Below are 14986 nucleotides of genomic sequence, written 5' to 3'. Positions count from 1 at the left end.
GGGGCGGGGCGCGCACGCTACTGCGCGTGCTCGATCACCATCTGCACGCGGGTGACGCCATTGAAGGTGTTGTTGTCGAGCCGGTAGGCCACCAGCGCGCTGGCGCCCAGCGACTCAGCATGGTTGAACCAGATGGCGTCGAAGCGCTGGCTGCCGCGCCCGAGCTGCAGCTTGAGGTGCTTGCCCTTGAGCACGCTCTGGCGCAAGACATCGAACTCGCCGCAGAACGTGGGCGCCGGGAAGCCCTGGCCCCATACCTGCTGCTCCAGCAGCGAAACGAACTCCGGGCTGAAGCAGGCATCCTCGATATCGCCATCGGTTTCGATCACACGGGCAAGCTGCTCGTCGCTCAACCATTCGCGCCCCACGGTCTCGAACGCCTCCATGAACTGCGCGAAATCGCCCGCGCCCAGGGTCAGGCCGGCCGCCATGGCGTGGCCGCCGAATTTCTTCAGCAGGCCGGGGTGGCGTTTGGATATCAGATCCAGGGCATCGCGCAGGTGAAAGCCCGGGATCGAACGGCCCGAGCCTTTGATCGTATCCTCGTCGCCCGGCGCGAAGGTGATGGTGGGGCGGTGGTATTTTTCCTTGAGGCGCGAGGCCACGATGCCGATCACGCCCTGGTGCCAGGTGTCGTTGAACACGCTGATAGTGAAGCGCGCGGCCGGGTCCAGCGCGCCCAGCGGGCCTTCCAGGATCTGCAGCGCTTCCTGCTGCATGCCGGCCTCGATATCGCGCCGCTCGCGGTTCATGCCGTCAAGTTCCTGGGCGATTTCCCAGGCGCGGTTGGCGTCGTCGGTCAGCAGGCATTCGATGCCGAGCGACATGTCGGCCAGGCGCCCGGCGGCGTTCAGGCGCGGGCCCACGCCAAAGCCCAGGTCGAAGGTGTTGGCGCGCGTCGCCTCGCGCCCGGCGGCGCGGAACAGGGCGGCCACGCCGGCGTGCATGCGGCCGGCGCGCATGCGCTTGAGGCCTTGCGCGACCAGGATGCGGTTGTTGCTGTCGAGCTTGACCACGTCCGCCACGGTGCCCAGCGCGACCAGGTCGAGCAGGGTGTCGAGGCGCGGCTGGGTCTGTGTGTCGAATACGCCACGGCGGCGCAGTTCCGCGCGCAGCGCCAGCAGCACGTAGAACATCACGCCCACGCCCGCCAGGTTCTTGCTCGGGAATTCGCAGCCTGGCTGGTTGGGGTTGACGATCACTGCGGCGTCGGGCAACTGGTCGCCGGGCAGGTGGTGATCGGTCACCACCACATCGATGCCGAGCGCATTGGCCGCTGCGACGCCGTCGACACTGGCGATGCCGTTGTCCACGGTGACGATCACATCCGGCTGCTGCTTAGCGGCCAGCGCCACGATTTCCGGGGTCAGGCCGTAGCCGTACTCGAAGCGGTTGGGCACGATGTAGTCGATGCGCGCGCCCAGCATGCGCAGGCCGCGCACGCCGACCGCGCAGGCGGTGGCGCCGTCGCAGTCGTAGTCGGCCACGATCAGCAGGCGCCGGCCGGCGGCGATGGCGTCCGCCAGGTAAGTCGCGGCCTGGTCGATGCCCTTCAGGGCGGCCGGCGGCACCAGGCCCGGCAGTTCAGTGGCGAGTTCGGCGGGTTCGCGCACGCCGCGCGCCGACAGGATGCGCGCCAGCGTGGGATGCAGGCCGAGTCCGGCCAGCTTGCCGGCATGTTCGGTGGAGAAGGAGCGAACGGCGATTCGGGTCATGTACGGCTTGCGGGAAAACGGTGATCAGGCGGCATAGGCGAGGTCGGACAGCAGCGCGCGCCAGTCGCCGCGCTGGCCCAGGCCGCGCCAGAATTTGCGCAGGTCGGCGCGGCGCACGGTGAATTCGGCGTAGTGGTTGTCGCCGGCCAGCATCAGCGTCACCGCTTGCAACTGGCCGCCTTCGAGTGCGGCCAGCGCCGGGGAGAACCATTCGGCATCGAGTGCGTGCATGCGCTCGATCCACAGGCCCCAGTCTTCGGCGATATGGGCTTCGATGGCGTCCTCAAGCAGCACCATGGCGCTGCCCTCGATGCCTTCGATGGCCTTGAAGCGCGCCGGCGCGGGCTGGCACACAGTGCCGCCGGCCAGCGCCAGGCCGTGCAGGAAAGCGTCGCCTGTCAAAACCGTGTCGGCCAGGCGCGGCACTTGTTGCAGGATGCCGCCGCCGTGGAGCCAGACAGAATTGATGGAGAGCTCTCCGGCGGCTTCCCTGGCCTGGTTCACCGGATGGTCGTACCAGGTCATCTGGATTTCGTTCTGGATCCGGCGCCAGTCGCGGGCGCGCACTCCGGACTGCATCCATACATCGATATTGCGGCCGGTGGCGCGCAGCGGGCTGGCCGCCACAAGTGGCCCGAACACGGCTTCCGGGATGTACCAGCGGGCCGGATGCGGCGTTTCCAGCAAAATGCCGGACTCCCGCAGCAGGTCAGACACCGCGGCGTGCAGGGCGGCCGACTCCTCGGCCCGGACGTGCAACTGGGCCGGGTCCATCAGCACCAGGTGGTCGCGCGCGGCGTGGATGTGTACCGGTTGCAGGCAAGCCCACGCCTGGCCGTCGTTCGCGGCGCCCGCGCTGGCTGCGCCTATATCCGCCAGTCGCATGAACGGGGCGCTGGGCACGCGGACAGTGTCGAGCCCGGCACGTCCGGCCAGCCAGCGCTCATGCGGCAGCGAGCGCTGGAAGGGATCGTCGTGGCGCTCGCGCGGGCCGGGGCTGGCGCGGGTAAGCAACTTTCCCAGCGCCGGCAACTCCAACTGCCGCAGCAGGGCTTCCAGCATGGCGTCGTTGCCCCCGCCGTCCGCGTCGATCGCGGCGCCGGGCGGGACGGAAAAGGGCACAATCAGGGTCAGGTGCGTCATCATGGTGCCGAGATTGTAAACTTGCGGCTGGCGGCCGGCGGAAATATCGTCCCCCGGCCCGGCTGGGACAGTGGCGCGAGCCCGCAGCCAGTAAGCCAAATGCGGCGTTGGCGGTGTGGCGCCGGCGTTACTCCCTAACAACAGGAACCCTCTTGAACTTTCCTTACGAGTGGCAGATCGGTTGGCGATACACCCGCGCAAGCAAGCGCGCCAGCCGCAACACCTTTATTTCCTTTATCTCGATGATTTCCATGGCCGGCATCGCGCTGGGCGTGGCGGCGCTGATCGTGGTGCTGTCGGTGATGAATGGCTTCCAGAAAGAAGTGCGCGACCGCATGCTATCGGTGCTGTCGCACATCGAGGTGGTCGGGCCCGGGGCGCTGCCCGACTGGCAAAAGACCGCCGCCGAGGCGCTGCGCAACAAGGAAGTGATCGGTGCCGCGCCCTATGTGGCGGCGCAGGCCATGCTGACCCGGGATGATGCGGTGCGCGGCGTGCTGCTGCGCGGGGTCGAGCCTTCCGAAGAACCCAAGGTGTCCGATATCGGCAAGCAGTTCCGGGGCGGCGGCATGGATCGCCTGCTGCCCGGCGAATTCGGCATCGCGCTGGGCAACGAACTGGCCAATGCCATGGGTGTGCAGGTGGGCGACAAGGTCACGGTGGTCGTGCCGCAGGGCACCATCACGCCGGCCGGGGTGCTGCCGCGGCTCAAGCAGTTCACGGTGGTCGGGGTGTTCTCGTCGGGCCATTTCGAGTTCGACAGCGCGCTGGCGCTGATCAATATCCGCGACGCCGAAGCCATGTTCCGCCTCGCCGGGCCCACCGGCGTGCGCCTGAAACTGACGGACATGCAGCGCGCGCCGCAAGTGGCCGACGCGCTGGCCGGCACGCTCTCGGGTGAGCTCTACCTGCGCGACTGGTCCAAGCAGAACCGCAACTGGTTCGCCGCGGTGCAGACCGAGAAGCGCATGATGTTCATCATCCTCACGTTGATCATCGCCGTGGCCGCGTTCAACCTGGTGTCCACGCTGGTCATGACCGTGACGGACAAGCAGGCCGACATCGCCATCCTGCGCACCATGGGCGCCCAGCCCGGTTCGATCACCAAGATCTTCATCGTGCAGGGCGTGGCCATCGGCTTTATCGGCACGCTGGCGGGCGTGGCCGGCGGCGCGCTGATCGCCTTCAACATCGACGTGATCGTTCCCTTTATCGAGCGGCTGCTGCATGTGCAGTTCCTGCCGCGCGACATCTATTTCATTAGTGAATTGCCCTCGGATCCCCGCGTGAACGACATTGCCACCATCGGTATCGTTTCCTTTGTACTGTCCATCCTGGCCACGCTCTACCCAAGCTGGCGCGCTGCCCGCGTCAATCCGGCGGAGGCGTTGCGCTATGAGTGAAACCCTGTTGCGCGCCGAACCGGCCGGCAGCGCCGCCGATGCGCCGGGCCAAGCCAACGGCACGCCCGTCCTGCTGGGCGAGGGCCTGACCAAGCGTTTCCGCCAGGGCGGCCTGGACGTGACCGTGCTCAAGGGCGTGGACGTGCGGGTCGAGGCGGGGGAGAAGGTTGCCATCGTCGGCGCGTCCGGCTCCGGCAAAAGTACCTTGCTGCATGTGCTGGGCGGACTCGACAACCCTGACAGTGGCCGGGTTGCCTTGCAGGGCCGGCCCTTTACGGCGCTGCGCGAGAGCGAGCGCAATATCGTGCGCAATCGCGAGCTGGGATTCATCTACCAGTTCCACCACCTGCTGCCTGAGTTCACGGCGCTGGACAACGTGGCCATGCCGATGCGCATCCGCGGGCTGCGTCAGCCCGAGGCGCGGGCGGCGGCGATGGCGGTGCTGGAGCGGGTGGGGCTGGGCGACCGGGCGCAGCACCGGCCCGGCGAGCTGTCCGGCGGCGAACGGCAGCGGGTGGCGATTGCCCGCGCGCTGGTCGGCAGCCCGGCGTGCGTGCTGGCCGACGAGCCCACAGGCAACCTGGACGACCACACGGCGGGTGGCGTCTACGACCTGATGCTGGAGCTGTCGCGCACGCTGGGCACCAGCTTCGTGATCGTGACCCACGACCTCGACCTGGCCAGCCGCTGCGACCGCGTGCTGCGCCTGCGCGACGGGCACCTCCACGCCGAACGCTGAAGCGCATCGCCGCGCCGGCACACCGCCATGTGGATCGATACCCATTGCCACCTCGACGCCGGCGAATTCGACGCCGACCGTGATGCCGTAGCCGCCGCCGCCGCCGCGGCTGGCGTCACCGGCATCGTGCTGCCGGCGGTGGCCCTGTCCAATTTTGCCGCGGTGCGCGCGCTGGCGCAGCGGCACCCTGGCTGCGTCTACGCCCTGGGTATCCATCCGCTGTGCACGCCGGGTGCCGCGCAGTCCGATCTCGATGCCTTGCGCCGGGAGGTGCAAGCCTCGCTGGCCGATCCGCGCTTCGTCGGCATCGGCGAGATCGGGCTGGATTTCTTCGTGCCCGGCCTCGATGCCGCGCACCAGACGTGGATCTACACCGAGCAGCTCAAGATTGCCCGCGAGTTCGACTTGCCGGTGCTGCTGCATGTGCGCAAGTCGCAGGACCAGGTGGCGGCGCAGCTGCGGCGCGCCGGCGTGCGCCAGGGCATCGCCCACGCCTTCAATGGCAGCGTGCAGCAGGCGCGCGGCTTTGTCGATCAAGGCCTCAAGCTGGGCTTTGGCGGCAACCTGACTTTCAGCCGCGCGAAGCAAATCCGGCGCCTGGCGCTGGAGTTGCCGCTCGACGCCATCGTGCTCGAAACCGATGCGCCTGACATCGCCCCCGCATGGCTGTCCGACGACCAGTTCGGCGAGCAGCACAAGGCGCGCAATACGCCTGCCGAAGTGGTGGGCGTGGCCAGGGTGCTGGGCGAGTTGCGTGGTCTCGATGCCGCGACGCTGGCACCGGCGATGTGGCAAAACTCGGTGGCTGCGCTGCCACGCCTGGCCGCCTTTGCGGCAACCATGTTCCCATCGGCATTGCCTGCCCCGGCCGAAACAACCGGCAACCTTTCCGTCTCATCCTGACAAGTTTCGCGGCTGGCGACGGCTGTATAAGCAAACACATCTGACTTCCCGTCCGGGAGCTGGCATGCGTTTGATCCTGCTCGCCTTCGTGGCGGGCTGCTGGTGGCTGCAACAACAGGGCTCGCTGCCGCGCGGCGCCACGGCGTGGGGGCTGGTGGCGGCCGGGGTTGTCGTGGCCCTGCTCGCGCTACGCATGCGCCGCTCCGGCCGGGCTCGCGCGGTCTTGATCGTGCTGTCGGTGCTGGCGGGTTTCGGCTGGTCGGCTTGGCGCGCAGAACTCAGGCTGGGAGAACGCCTGGCGCCCGAACTGGAAGGCGTGGACCTGCTGCTGAGCGGCGTCGTTGCAGGCCTGCCGGCGCAGGCGCCGCGCGGCCAGCGCTTTGTGTTCGCGCTCGATGAGACGCAGGCCCATGGCATGACGACCGGCATTCCCTCGCAGATACTGCTGAGCTGGGACGATGCGCCACCCGCGTTGCGCCCCGGCGAGCGGTACGTCTTTTCGCTGCGTCTGCGCCGGCCGCACGGCCTGGCCAACCCTCATGGTTTCGACTACGAATACTGGCTGATGGCAGCCGGAATCGGCGCTACGGGCTACGTGCGCGACGTCCGGCGCGAGGCGCAGGAGGCCGTTGGTGAACAACTGGCGTGGAGGATCGCGCGATGGCGGATGCAGGTACGCGACCACGTGCTGGGCAGCCTGCCTCCGGATGCGCGCTTTGCTCCGGTCCTTGCGGCGCTGGTGGTGGGCGACCAGCGGGGTATCCAGCAGCGCGACTGGACCTTGTTCACCCGTACAGGCGTCGGCCACCTGATCAGCATCTCCGGCCTGCATATCACCATGATTTCCGGTCTCTTTTCCAGCTTCGCATACTGGTTGTGGCGGCATTCGTTTGGCCTTGGCAGTTGGCTGCGGCGGCCTTTACCGCTGTACTGGCCCGCGCGGCGCGCCGCACTGGTGGCGGCGGTGATGGCCGCACTCGCGTACGGCCTGCTGGCGGGCATGCAGGTGCCGGCGCAGCGTACCGTGTCGATGCTGGTCGTGGCGGCGCTGGCGCTATGGAGCGGCCGCGCGCCGCCTGCTTCCCTGGTGCTGGCCTGGGCCGCGTTCGCGGCGATCGGGCTCGATCCCTGGGCCGTGCTGTCGCCCGGCTTCTGGCTGTCCTTCGGCGCTGTGGGCGTGATCTTCCTGGCCGCGGCGCAGCCCGCCGGGGATGCTGCGTCCTCGTGGTGGCAGCGTCTGCGGTCCACGCTGGCGCAGGCCACACGCACGCAATGGGCCGTCACCGTCGGGCTGGTGCCGTTGACTCTGTTGCTGTTCCAGCAGGTCTCGGTGATCTCGCCACTGGCCAATGCAGTGGCGATTCCGCTGGTCAGCCTGCTGGTGACGCCGCTGGCCCTGCTGGCGGCGGCGCTGCCGGCACCGCTGGCGGGCTGGCTGCTCGTCCCTGCGCACCTGCTGCTGCACTGGCTGGTGATAGGCCTGGAGTGGCTGGCGGCGCCGCCGTGGGCGGTGTGGCAGGCCGCGCGCGCGGGTCCGTTCGCGCTGGGGCTGGCGGTGCTCGGCACGCTGCTGTTGCTGGCGCCCGTGCGTTGCGGCGTGCGTGCGCGCCTGCATGGCGTCGTGCTGCTGCTGCCGATGGTGGTGGCGGGGCGTCAGCCGGTGGCGCAAGGCGAGTTTCGTGCCACCGCGATCGATATCGGGCAAGGCACCGCGGTGCTGGTGGAAACGCACTCGCATGTGCTGCTCTACGATGCCGGTCCGGCCTACGGGTGGGGCGCCGGACGCGGCGAGCCGGGCAGCAGCGCGGGCGCGCGCGCCATCGTGCCGTATCTGCGCGGCGCGGGCGTGCGCAGGCTCGACGCACTGGTGATCAGTCATGAAGATGCCGATCACGCAGGCGGGGCGCGCGACGTGATGGCGGCGTTGGCGGTGGACAGCCTGCTGTCAGGTGCGCCATCAGGCCATCGGCTGCTGGCGCCGCCTGCGGGTGCTGCCTCGCCAAAGGCCCGGCCCTGCGCGGCGGGGCAGCGGTGGGAGTGGGACGGGGTTCGCTTTGTCATGCTGCATCCCTTGCCGGGCGTGGCGCAGAACGCTGCCATCGACAGCAATGCGCGCAGTTGCGTGCTCAAGGTGGAGGCCAGCGCGCGCAGCCTTCTGCTGACTGGCGATATCTCCCGGCGCGACGAGGCGGCGCTGCTGGCGCGGCTGCCGACGCAAGACCTGCGCGCCGATTTCCTGCAGGCGCCGCACCATGGCAGCAACACCTCGTCCAGCGGGTCGTTCCTGGGCGTGGTGGCGCCCGAGCTGGCGCTGTTCCAGATGGGCTATCGCAATCGCCACCGGCATCCGCGCCCCGAGATCTGGGATCGCTACGGCTCGCACGGCATCGCGCGCTATCGCAGCGACGAAACCGGCGCGGTCCAGATCATGACGCGCGGCGAGTCTTACGAGGTGCGGGCTTACCGCCAGCACGAGCGGCGCTACTGGCGCGCGGCGCCGCCGGCGCCTCGCTGAGATGCGCGGGCTCGGCCTGGGCGATGCGGCGCTCGCGCAGATGGGCCTTGGCGCGCTGCAGGCCGGCGGAGACGGTGTCGGCGCGTTCCAGTGCGACGCCGGCCGCAAGCACGTCGCCCAGCACCAGGTGGCAGATGCGGGAGGTCATTGGCGTGTAGACCTCGCTGTCTTCTTCCACGTCCGAGAACACGCATACGTCCGCCAGCGCGGCCAGCGGCGAACCGCTGTGGGTCAGCGCCAGCACGCTGGCGCCGCTGGCGCGGGCCAGCGTGGCGGCGGCCAGCATGTCCCAGGTGCGCCCGCTGTTGGAAACCAGCACCGCCACATCGCCTGGGCCGAGCAACGCCGCGGACATGCTGAATACATGCGAATCCGAGTACGCAACGGTGGGAATGCCGAGGCGGAAGAACTTGTGCTGGATATCCAGCGCGACGATGCCAGAGTTGCCGCAGCCATAGAACTCGATGCGCCGCGCCGCCGCGAGCAGCTGGATGCCGTGCTCGATCTGGTCCGCGGACAGCGCATTGCGCACTGTCATCAGCGTGGCGATGGTGCGGTCGAACACCTTGCCGGCGATGTCGGCGGGACGGTCTTCGGCCTTGACGTCCTGGTGCACGAAGGGCGTGCCGCCGCCCACGTTCTGGGCGAACTGGAGTTTGAACTCGCGGAAGCCGTCATAACCGAGCGCGGCGCAAAAGCGCGCGATGGTGGGCTGGGATACACCCGCTCGCTCGGCCAGTTCTGGCATCGACAAACGGATCACGCTGGCGCCGTGCCGGGCAACGTAGTCGGCAAGGCGGCGTTCGGAGGGGCGAAGCGTGTCGTAGACGGCAAGGATTCGGTCGCGCATGGTAAGGAGGGCTGTCTGTGCCGGGGCATTCTTGTGCCTTTGGCCCCGGTATCCGGGGTTCGGTAGTTCGCACTGCATGTAGATATTCTACATAATCAACATCGAAATCGCCTCGGCTTCCGGTGGGCTTGTGACTAGGGGTTTCACCTATTCTGTCGATTTTTGCCGTGAATGCGGCGCTTTGTGATGCGTGCGCATGGTGTTTTCAAATTGCCTTTCGATATAATGTAGAAAATCTACAAACAAACGCGTTCCCCAGTCCTCCCGGATACGATCAGGCATCACGACCAGGAATCCCACGCATGTCAAAAGCCCTCCACGCCGAAGTACAGTCCGTCACCGCGCGCGTGATCGCGCGCAGCCAGCGCAGCCGTGCCGCCTACCTGGCGCGTTGCGAACGCGCCCAGCAGGAGCTGGGTCCCTTGCGCGGGCTGTCCTGTGCCAACCTCGCGCATGGCCTGGCCGCGTTGCCAGTGCATGACAAGCTCAAGCTGCGGGTCGAGCATGCCGCCAATCTCGGCATCGTCACCGCCTATAACGACATGCTGTCGGCCCACCAGCCGTACGAGCGCTACCCCGGCGTGATCCGCGAGGCCGCGCGCGCCGTTGGCGCGGTGGCGCAGGTGGCGGGCGGGGTGCCGGCGATGTGCGACGGCATCACGCAGGGCAATGCCGGCATGGAGTTGTCGCTGTTCTCGCGCGACGCCATCGCGATGGCGACCGCGGTCTCGCTGTCGCACAACACCTTCGATGCCGCCGTGATGCTTGGCGTGTGCGACAAGATCGTGCCGGGCCTGCTGATGGGCGCGCTGCAGTTCGGCCACCTGCCGGTGGTGTTCGTGCCGGCCGGGCCGATGTCGACGGGCCTGTCCAACAAGGAAAAAGCGCGCGTGCGCCAGCTCTACGCCACCGGCCAGGTCGGCCGCGAAGCCTTGCTGGAAGCCGAGTGCGAGGCCTATCACGGGGCCGGCACCTGCACCTTCTACGGCACCGCCAACAGCAACCAGTTCCTGATGGAGATCATGGGGCTGCATATGCCCGGCGCGGCCTTTGTGCATCCTGACAGCGGTCTGCGCGATGCGCTCACCGCCGCCGCCGCGCAACGCGCGCTGGCCCTGACGGCGCGGGGTGCGGACTACCTCCCGCTGGCGCGCATCGTTGACGAACGCGCCGTGATCAATGCCGTGGTGGGCCTGCTGGCCACCGGCGGTTCGACCAACCACACCATCCACCTCGTGGCGATGGCGCGCGCGGCCGGCATCATCATCGACTGGGACGACTTCGACCGCCTCTCGCGCATCACGCCGCTGCTGGCGCGGGTCTATCCCAACGGCGCCGCCGACGTGAACCATTTCCACGCCGCCGGCGGCGTGGCCTACGTGATTCGCCAGTTGCTCGACGCGGGGCTGCTGCATGAGGACGTGGAAACCGTGGCCGGGCACGGCCTGGCACGCTACACGCAGGAACCCGTGATGATCGACGGCGTGCTGCAGTGGCGTGACGGTGCGGCTACCAGCGGTGACGCGACGGTTCTGGCCACCGCGGCCGAGCCGTTCTCCGCCGAGGGCGGCCTGCGCTTGCTGCAGGGCAATCTTGGCCGCGGCATGATCAAGGTGTCGGCGGTGGCGCCGGAGCATCGGGTGGTGGAGGCGCCGGCGCGCGTCTTCGATTCCCAGGAAGGCTTGCAGGCCGCGTTCGATGCCGGCGAGCTGGCTGGCGATGTGGTCGCGGTGGTGCGCTTCCAGGGGCCGAACGCCAACGGCATGCCCGAGCTGCACCGCCTTACGCCGGTGCTGGGCGCGCTGCAGGATGCCGGCCACAAGGTGGCGCTGGTGACCGATGGGCGCATGTCGGGTGCTTCGGGTAAGGTGCCGGCTGTCATTCATGTGGGTCCGGAGGCACTTGCTGGGGGGCCCTTGTCGCGAGTGCGCGATGGCGACCGCCTCCGCGTGGATGCCGTCGCTGGCACCCTGGAATGGCTCGGTGGCGCCGACGGCGACGCCGACTTCGCGGCGCGCGCCTCGGCGGTACTGCCGGACGACGCTTTCGCCAGCTTCAGCGTCGGCCGCGGCCTGTTTGGCCTGTTCCGCCGCAATGCGCGGATAGCAGAAGAGGGCGGCAGCGCGCTGGACCTGTCCGAAGCCGACGCGCACGGCGCTGTCCAAACCGGCGCGGCCGTCGCACAATAGGCGGCGCGCCCCGATATTTGTGTCATTTGTGTCCCCGGCAGCCAACGGCTGGCGGGGACGACCCCGAGCCGGCCCATGCGGGTCCTATCATGGCTTCAGGGCCGTATGCTTCCGGACACTGCCGGCGGCCGGCGCGGGGACTACCGACAAGGATGGGCAAACCATCCGAACACGATCGCTGGAGCAGACATGATCTACATCCTGATGGGCGTTTCCGGCAGCGGAAAGAGCACCGTCGGCCAGATGCTGGCCGAGACCCTGCATTGCGGCTTTCACGACGCCGATGATTTCCACAGCGCCGCCAACAAGGCGAAGATGCACAACGGCATCCCGCTGACTGATGAAGACCGCTGGCCCTGGCTGGCCGCCATGCGCGCGGCGATCGATGCGGCCCGCGCCGAAGGCCGCACCCATGTGTTCACCTGTTCCGCGTTGCGCCAGACCTATCGCGACCGGCTGACGCCGCCCGACGGCGGCGTGACCTTTGTCTATATGAAGGGCGACGCCGCGGTCATCGGCGGTCGCCTGGCCGAGCGCAGCGAGCACTTCTTCAATCCGGCGCTGCTGCAGAGCCAGTTCGAAACGCTGGAGGAGCCGCGCGACGCGCTGGTACTCGATATCCGCCAGACCCCTGAAGCCCTGGTGCAGTACATCCTGGCCGAAGTGCCGGCATGCAAGGGTACGGCCGTGGCGCGTTAGCGCGGCGCGGTTGCCCCCGCCCGGACCGTTCCCGGGCGCCGTCTTGGTGCGAATTGAGGAGGGGCTGGCAGACATCTTGCTTAATCCATGTTTGATGGCGCGAATGCCCGCCGCTTGCGGCTTTCGTGGTCATAGGTATCCTATAGGTACAGCACTTCGAAGCATGACGACGGTCCGCGGCTGCGCCGCCGGGCTGCGGGTGGTGACCTCAAGGTGCTGTGCCGGGAACAAGAAGCCAATCAAAACGGGATCGCCGGCAGTTTGGGCGGCGCCCAAATCATGGGGGAACGGCCATCATGGCGGCGCGGTTTTTCGACGAGATGCTCGATTGGCAAGATGGCGTGGCGGCAGCGATCCACGCGGGAGAGTCCCTGCCGGCAGGTGCCGTGCGGGGGCATTACAAGCAGTTCGCGGACTGGCTGGCGCGACAGTCCGAAGGCACCATGGGCAACAAGCGCGCGGAGGCGGACCTGATCTTCCGGCGTGTGGGCATCACTTTCGCCGTGTATGGCGAAAAGGACGAGTCCAACAGCGGCACCGAGCGCACCATCCCGTTCGACGTGATTCCCCGGATCTTTCCCGCCAGCGAGTGGGCCACGCTGGAGCGCGGGCTGCGCCAGCGGGTCTCCGCGCTGAATCGCTTCATTCACGATATCTATCACGGCCAGGACATCATCCGCGCCGGCGTGATTCCCCCAGACCAGATCTACAACAACGCGCAGTACCGGCCCGAGATGCTCGGCATCGACGTGCCGCGCGATATCTATGCCCACGTTGCGGGCATCGACGTGGTACGCGCGGGCGAGGGCGAGTTCTACGTGCTGGAAGACAACCTGCGCGTGCCCTCCGGCGTCTCCTACATGCTGGAGAACCGCAAGATGATGATGCGGTTGTTTCCCGACCTGTTCGCGCGCAACCGCGTGGCGCCGGTGGCCCACTATCCGGACCTGTTGCTCGACATGTTGCGCGGGGTCTCGCCGCAGAACATCGCCGATCCCACCGTGGTGGTACTGACGCCCGGCATGTACAACTCCGCCTATTTCGAGCACGCCTTCCTGGCCCAGCAGATGGGCGTGGAGCTGGTCGAGGGCAGCGACCTGTTCGTGCAGGACGATCATCTCTACATGCGTACCACGCAGGGCCCGCAGCGCATCGACGTGATCTACCGCCGGGTCGACGACGACTTCCTCGACCCGCTGGTGTTCCGGCCCGATTCCACGCTGGGCGCGGCGGGACTGCTGTCGGTCTATCGCGCCGGCAACGTCACCATCTGCAATGCCATCGGCACTGGCGTGGCCGACGACAAATCGATCTATCCCTATGTGCCGGACATGATCCGCTTCTACCTCGGCGAGGAAGCCATCCTGAACAATGTCCCGACCTATATGTGCCGCCGTCCCGACGACCTGCAGTACGTGCTCGATCACATGGACGAACTGGTGGTGAAGGAAACCCACGGCGCCGGCGGCTACGGCATGCTGGTGGGCCCGGCCGCCACCCGCGCCGAGATCGATACCTTCCGCGAGGTCGTGCGCGCGCGTCCGGAGCAGTACATCGCGCAACCCACGCTGGCGCTGTCAACCTGCCCGACCTACGTCGAGTCCGGCATCGCGCCGCGCCACATCGACCTGCGCCCATTCGTGCTGTCGGGCAAGGACGTGCGCATGGTGCCCGGCGGATTGACGCGCGTGGCGCTGCGGGAAGGCTCGCTGGTGGTCAATTCCTCGCAGGGCGGGGGCACCAAGGACACCTGGGTGCTGGAGCGCTGAAGCGCGGCGCTCGCAAGGATTGTTTGAGATTCCCGCGCCGGCCGCCTCGATGCCGGCGGCGCGCGGGCGAACAGTGCAGTACGAGGGGACTGACATGCTTAGCCGCACTGCCGACCATCTGTTCTGGATGGCGCGCTACACCGAGCGCGCGGAGAATACCGCGCGCATGCTCGACGTGAATTACCAGACGTCGCTGTTGCCGCAATCCGCCGAGGTGGCGGAGCAGGGCTGGTGGGCCATGCTCGATATCTCCGAGCTGACCACGGTGTTTGACGAGAAGTACGGCCTGCTGACGCGCGACGATGTGATCGACTTCATGGTGCGGGACATGACCAATGTCTCGTCGATCATGAGCTGCCTACGCGCGGCGCGCGAGAATGCGCGCGCGGTGCGCGGCTCGCTGACCACCGAGGTGTGGGAGACCATCAACACCACCTGGCTCGACGTGCAGCGCATGATCGCTGACGGCATTCTGTCCGACGATCCCGCGCAATTCTTCGAGTGGGTCAAGTTCCGCTCCCACCTGGCCCGTGGCGTGCAGTTCGGCACCATGCTCAAGGACGATGCTTTCCATTTCATGCGGCTGGGTACGTTCCTGGAGCGCGCCGACAATACCGCGCGGATCCTCGATGTGAAATTCCAGGCCGGCACGCTGGACGACAGCGATCCCAATCGCGACGCCAACGATTTCTATCATTGGGCGGCGGTACTGCGCTCGGTGTCCGGCTTCGAGGTCTACCGCAAGATCTACCGCACGGTGATCACGCCCGAGCGCGTGGCCGAGCTGCTGATCCTGCGCCCGGACATGCCGCGTTCGCTGGTATCGAGCATGGACGAGGTGGTGGCGATCCTGTCGCTGGTCGGGAACCAGCATTCTTCGGAGACCGAGCGGCAGGCTGGTAAACTCCACGCCGATTTGAAATACGCGCGCATCGACGACATCTTCGCCGTCGGGCTGCATGCTTACCTGACCAGTTTCCTGGAGCGCATCGGCGACCTCGGCAACGGCATCAGCCGGGATTTTCTCGTGCCGCTGCTGGCTGCCTGAGCCACTTCACGTG

At 67.6% G+C, this 14986-nt stretch carries 11 protein-coding genes; 8 read left to right on the top strand and 3 right to left on the bottom strand.

Going from position 1 to position 14986, the window contains the following annotated elements; genetic code table 11:
• Window positions 1-17 precede the first annotated feature (17 nt).
• On the bottom strand, window positions 18-1715 hold the full coding sequence (gene recJ / locus AC1DT6_RS17140) for a single-stranded-DNA-specific exonuclease RecJ (RefSeq protein WP_441630018.1): 1698 nt from the start codon (window positions 1713-1715) through the stop codon (window positions 18-20).
• Between the two features lie 24 nt (window positions 1716-1739).
• Window positions 1740-2861 carry a hypothetical protein gene (locus AC1DT6_RS17135; RefSeq protein WP_441630020.1) on the bottom strand — a complete coding sequence of 374 codons (1122 nt, stop codon included), beginning with the start codon at window positions 2859-2861 and terminating at the stop codon, window positions 1740-1742.
• A 149-nt stretch (window positions 2862-3010) separates the two neighbouring features.
• Between AC1DT6_RS17135 and AC1DT6_RS17130 the strand changes: the two genes are divergently transcribed.
• The 4 genes from AC1DT6_RS17130 (at window position 3011) to AC1DT6_RS17115 (ending at window position 8418) form a co-directional block, all read left to right on the top strand.
• A complete protein-coding gene (locus AC1DT6_RS17130; protein ID WP_045238062.1) occupies window positions 3011-4261 on the top strand; it encodes a lipoprotein-releasing ABC transporter permease subunit in 1251 nt (416 codons plus the stop codon).
• On the top strand, window positions 4254-5000 hold the full coding sequence (lolD, locus tag AC1DT6_RS17125; protein ID WP_441630022.1) for a lipoprotein-releasing ABC transporter ATP-binding protein LolD: 747 nt from the start codon (window positions 4254-4256) through the stop codon (window positions 4998-5000). Before AC1DT6_RS17130 ends, lolD begins: the two co-directional genes overlap by 8 nt.
• 27 nt (window positions 5001-5027) lie before the next feature.
• Complete coding sequence (locus AC1DT6_RS17120) at window positions 5028-5903, top strand: TatD family hydrolase (RefSeq protein WP_441630024.1); 876 nt, start codon at window positions 5028-5030, stop codon at window positions 5901-5903.
• Between the two features lie 64 nt (window positions 5904-5967).
• Window positions 5968-8418 (top strand): DNA internalization-related competence protein ComEC/Rec2, encoded by a 2451-nt coding sequence (locus AC1DT6_RS17115; RefSeq protein WP_441630026.1) that lies wholly within the window; start codon window positions 5968-5970, stop codon window positions 8416-8418.
• Here the strand turns inward: AC1DT6_RS17115 and AC1DT6_RS17110 are convergent.
• Window positions 8330-9268 (bottom strand): MurR/RpiR family transcriptional regulator, encoded by a 939-nt coding sequence (locus tag AC1DT6_RS17110; RefSeq protein ID WP_045238058.1) that lies wholly within the window; start codon window positions 9266-9268, stop codon window positions 8330-8332. The two genes, AC1DT6_RS17115 and AC1DT6_RS17110, sit on opposite strands and share 89 nt — an antisense overlap.
• Before the next feature lie 302 nt (window positions 9269-9570).
• Here AC1DT6_RS17110 and edd point away from each other — a divergent pair, with 302 nt between their 5' ends.
• The 4 genes from edd to AC1DT6_RS17090 all read left to right on the top strand — a co-directional run bounded on the left by edd (window position 9571) and on the right by AC1DT6_RS17090 (window position 14973).
• On the top strand, window positions 9571-11457 hold the full coding sequence (gene edd / locus AC1DT6_RS17105; protein ID WP_441630028.1) for a phosphogluconate dehydratase: 1887 nt from the start codon (window positions 9571-9573) through the stop codon (window positions 11455-11457).
• A 189-nt stretch (window positions 11458-11646) separates the two neighbouring features.
• Window positions 11647-12156: a gluconokinase gene (locus AC1DT6_RS17100; RefSeq protein ID WP_035859211.1), complete on the top strand. Its 510-nt coding sequence runs from the start codon at window positions 11647-11649 to the stop codon at window positions 12154-12156.
• 296 nt (window positions 12157-12452) lie between these two features.
• Window positions 12453-13925 carry a circularly permuted type 2 ATP-grasp protein gene (locus tag AC1DT6_RS17095; RefSeq protein WP_441630030.1) on the top strand — a complete coding sequence of 491 codons (1473 nt, stop codon included), beginning with the start codon at window positions 12453-12455 and terminating at the stop codon, window positions 13923-13925.
• A 94-nt stretch (window positions 13926-14019) separates the two neighbouring features.
• Window positions 14020-14973: an alpha-E domain-containing protein gene (locus AC1DT6_RS17090; RefSeq protein WP_441630032.1), complete on the top strand. Its 954-nt coding sequence runs from the start codon at window positions 14020-14022 to the stop codon at window positions 14971-14973.
• The last annotated feature ends 13 nt before the right edge of the window (window positions 14974-14986 follow it).

The organism is Cupriavidus sp. 01L45 (assembly GCF_056399885.1).
This window is presented reverse-complemented; position numbering and strand designations above follow the sequence as displayed.

What these genes read in the sequence shown, in the direction of transcription:
- AC1DT6_RS17115 (WP_441630026.1), top strand. Translation starts at nt 5,968, where the DNA reads ATGCGTTTGATCCTGCTCGCCTTCGTGGCGGGCTGCTGGTGGCTGCAA.
- recJ (WP_441630018.1), bottom strand. Translation starts at nt 1,715, where the DNA reads ATGACCCGAATCGCCGTTCGCTCCTTCTCCACCGAACATGCCGGCAAG.
- lolD (WP_441630022.1), top strand. Translation starts at nt 4,254, where the DNA reads ATGAGTGAAACCCTGTTGCGCGCCGAACCGGCCGGCAGCGCCGCCGAT.
- AC1DT6_RS17120 (WP_441630024.1), top strand. Translation starts at nt 5,028, where the DNA reads ATGTGGATCGATACCCATTGCCACCTCGACGCCGGCGAATTCGACGCC.
- AC1DT6_RS17095 (WP_441630030.1), top strand. Translation starts at nt 12,453, where the DNA reads ATGGCGGCGCGGTTTTTCGACGAGATGCTCGATTGGCAAGATGGCGTG.
- AC1DT6_RS17100 (WP_035859211.1), top strand. Translation starts at nt 11,647, where the DNA reads ATGATCTACATCCTGATGGGCGTTTCCGGCAGCGGAAAGAGCACCGTC.
- AC1DT6_RS17110 (WP_045238058.1), bottom strand. Translation starts at nt 9,268, where the DNA reads ATGCGCGACCGAATCCTTGCCGTCTACGACACGCTTCGCCCCTCCGAA.
- AC1DT6_RS17135 (WP_441630020.1), bottom strand. Translation starts at nt 2,861, where the DNA reads ATGATGACGCACCTGACCCTGATTGTGCCCTTTTCCGTCCCGCCCGGC.
- AC1DT6_RS17090 (WP_441630032.1), top strand. Translation starts at nt 14,020, where the DNA reads ATGCTTAGCCGCACTGCCGACCATCTGTTCTGGATGGCGCGCTACACC.
- edd (WP_441630028.1), top strand. Translation starts at nt 9,571, where the DNA reads ATGTCAAAAGCCCTCCACGCCGAAGTACAGTCCGTCACCGCGCGCGTG.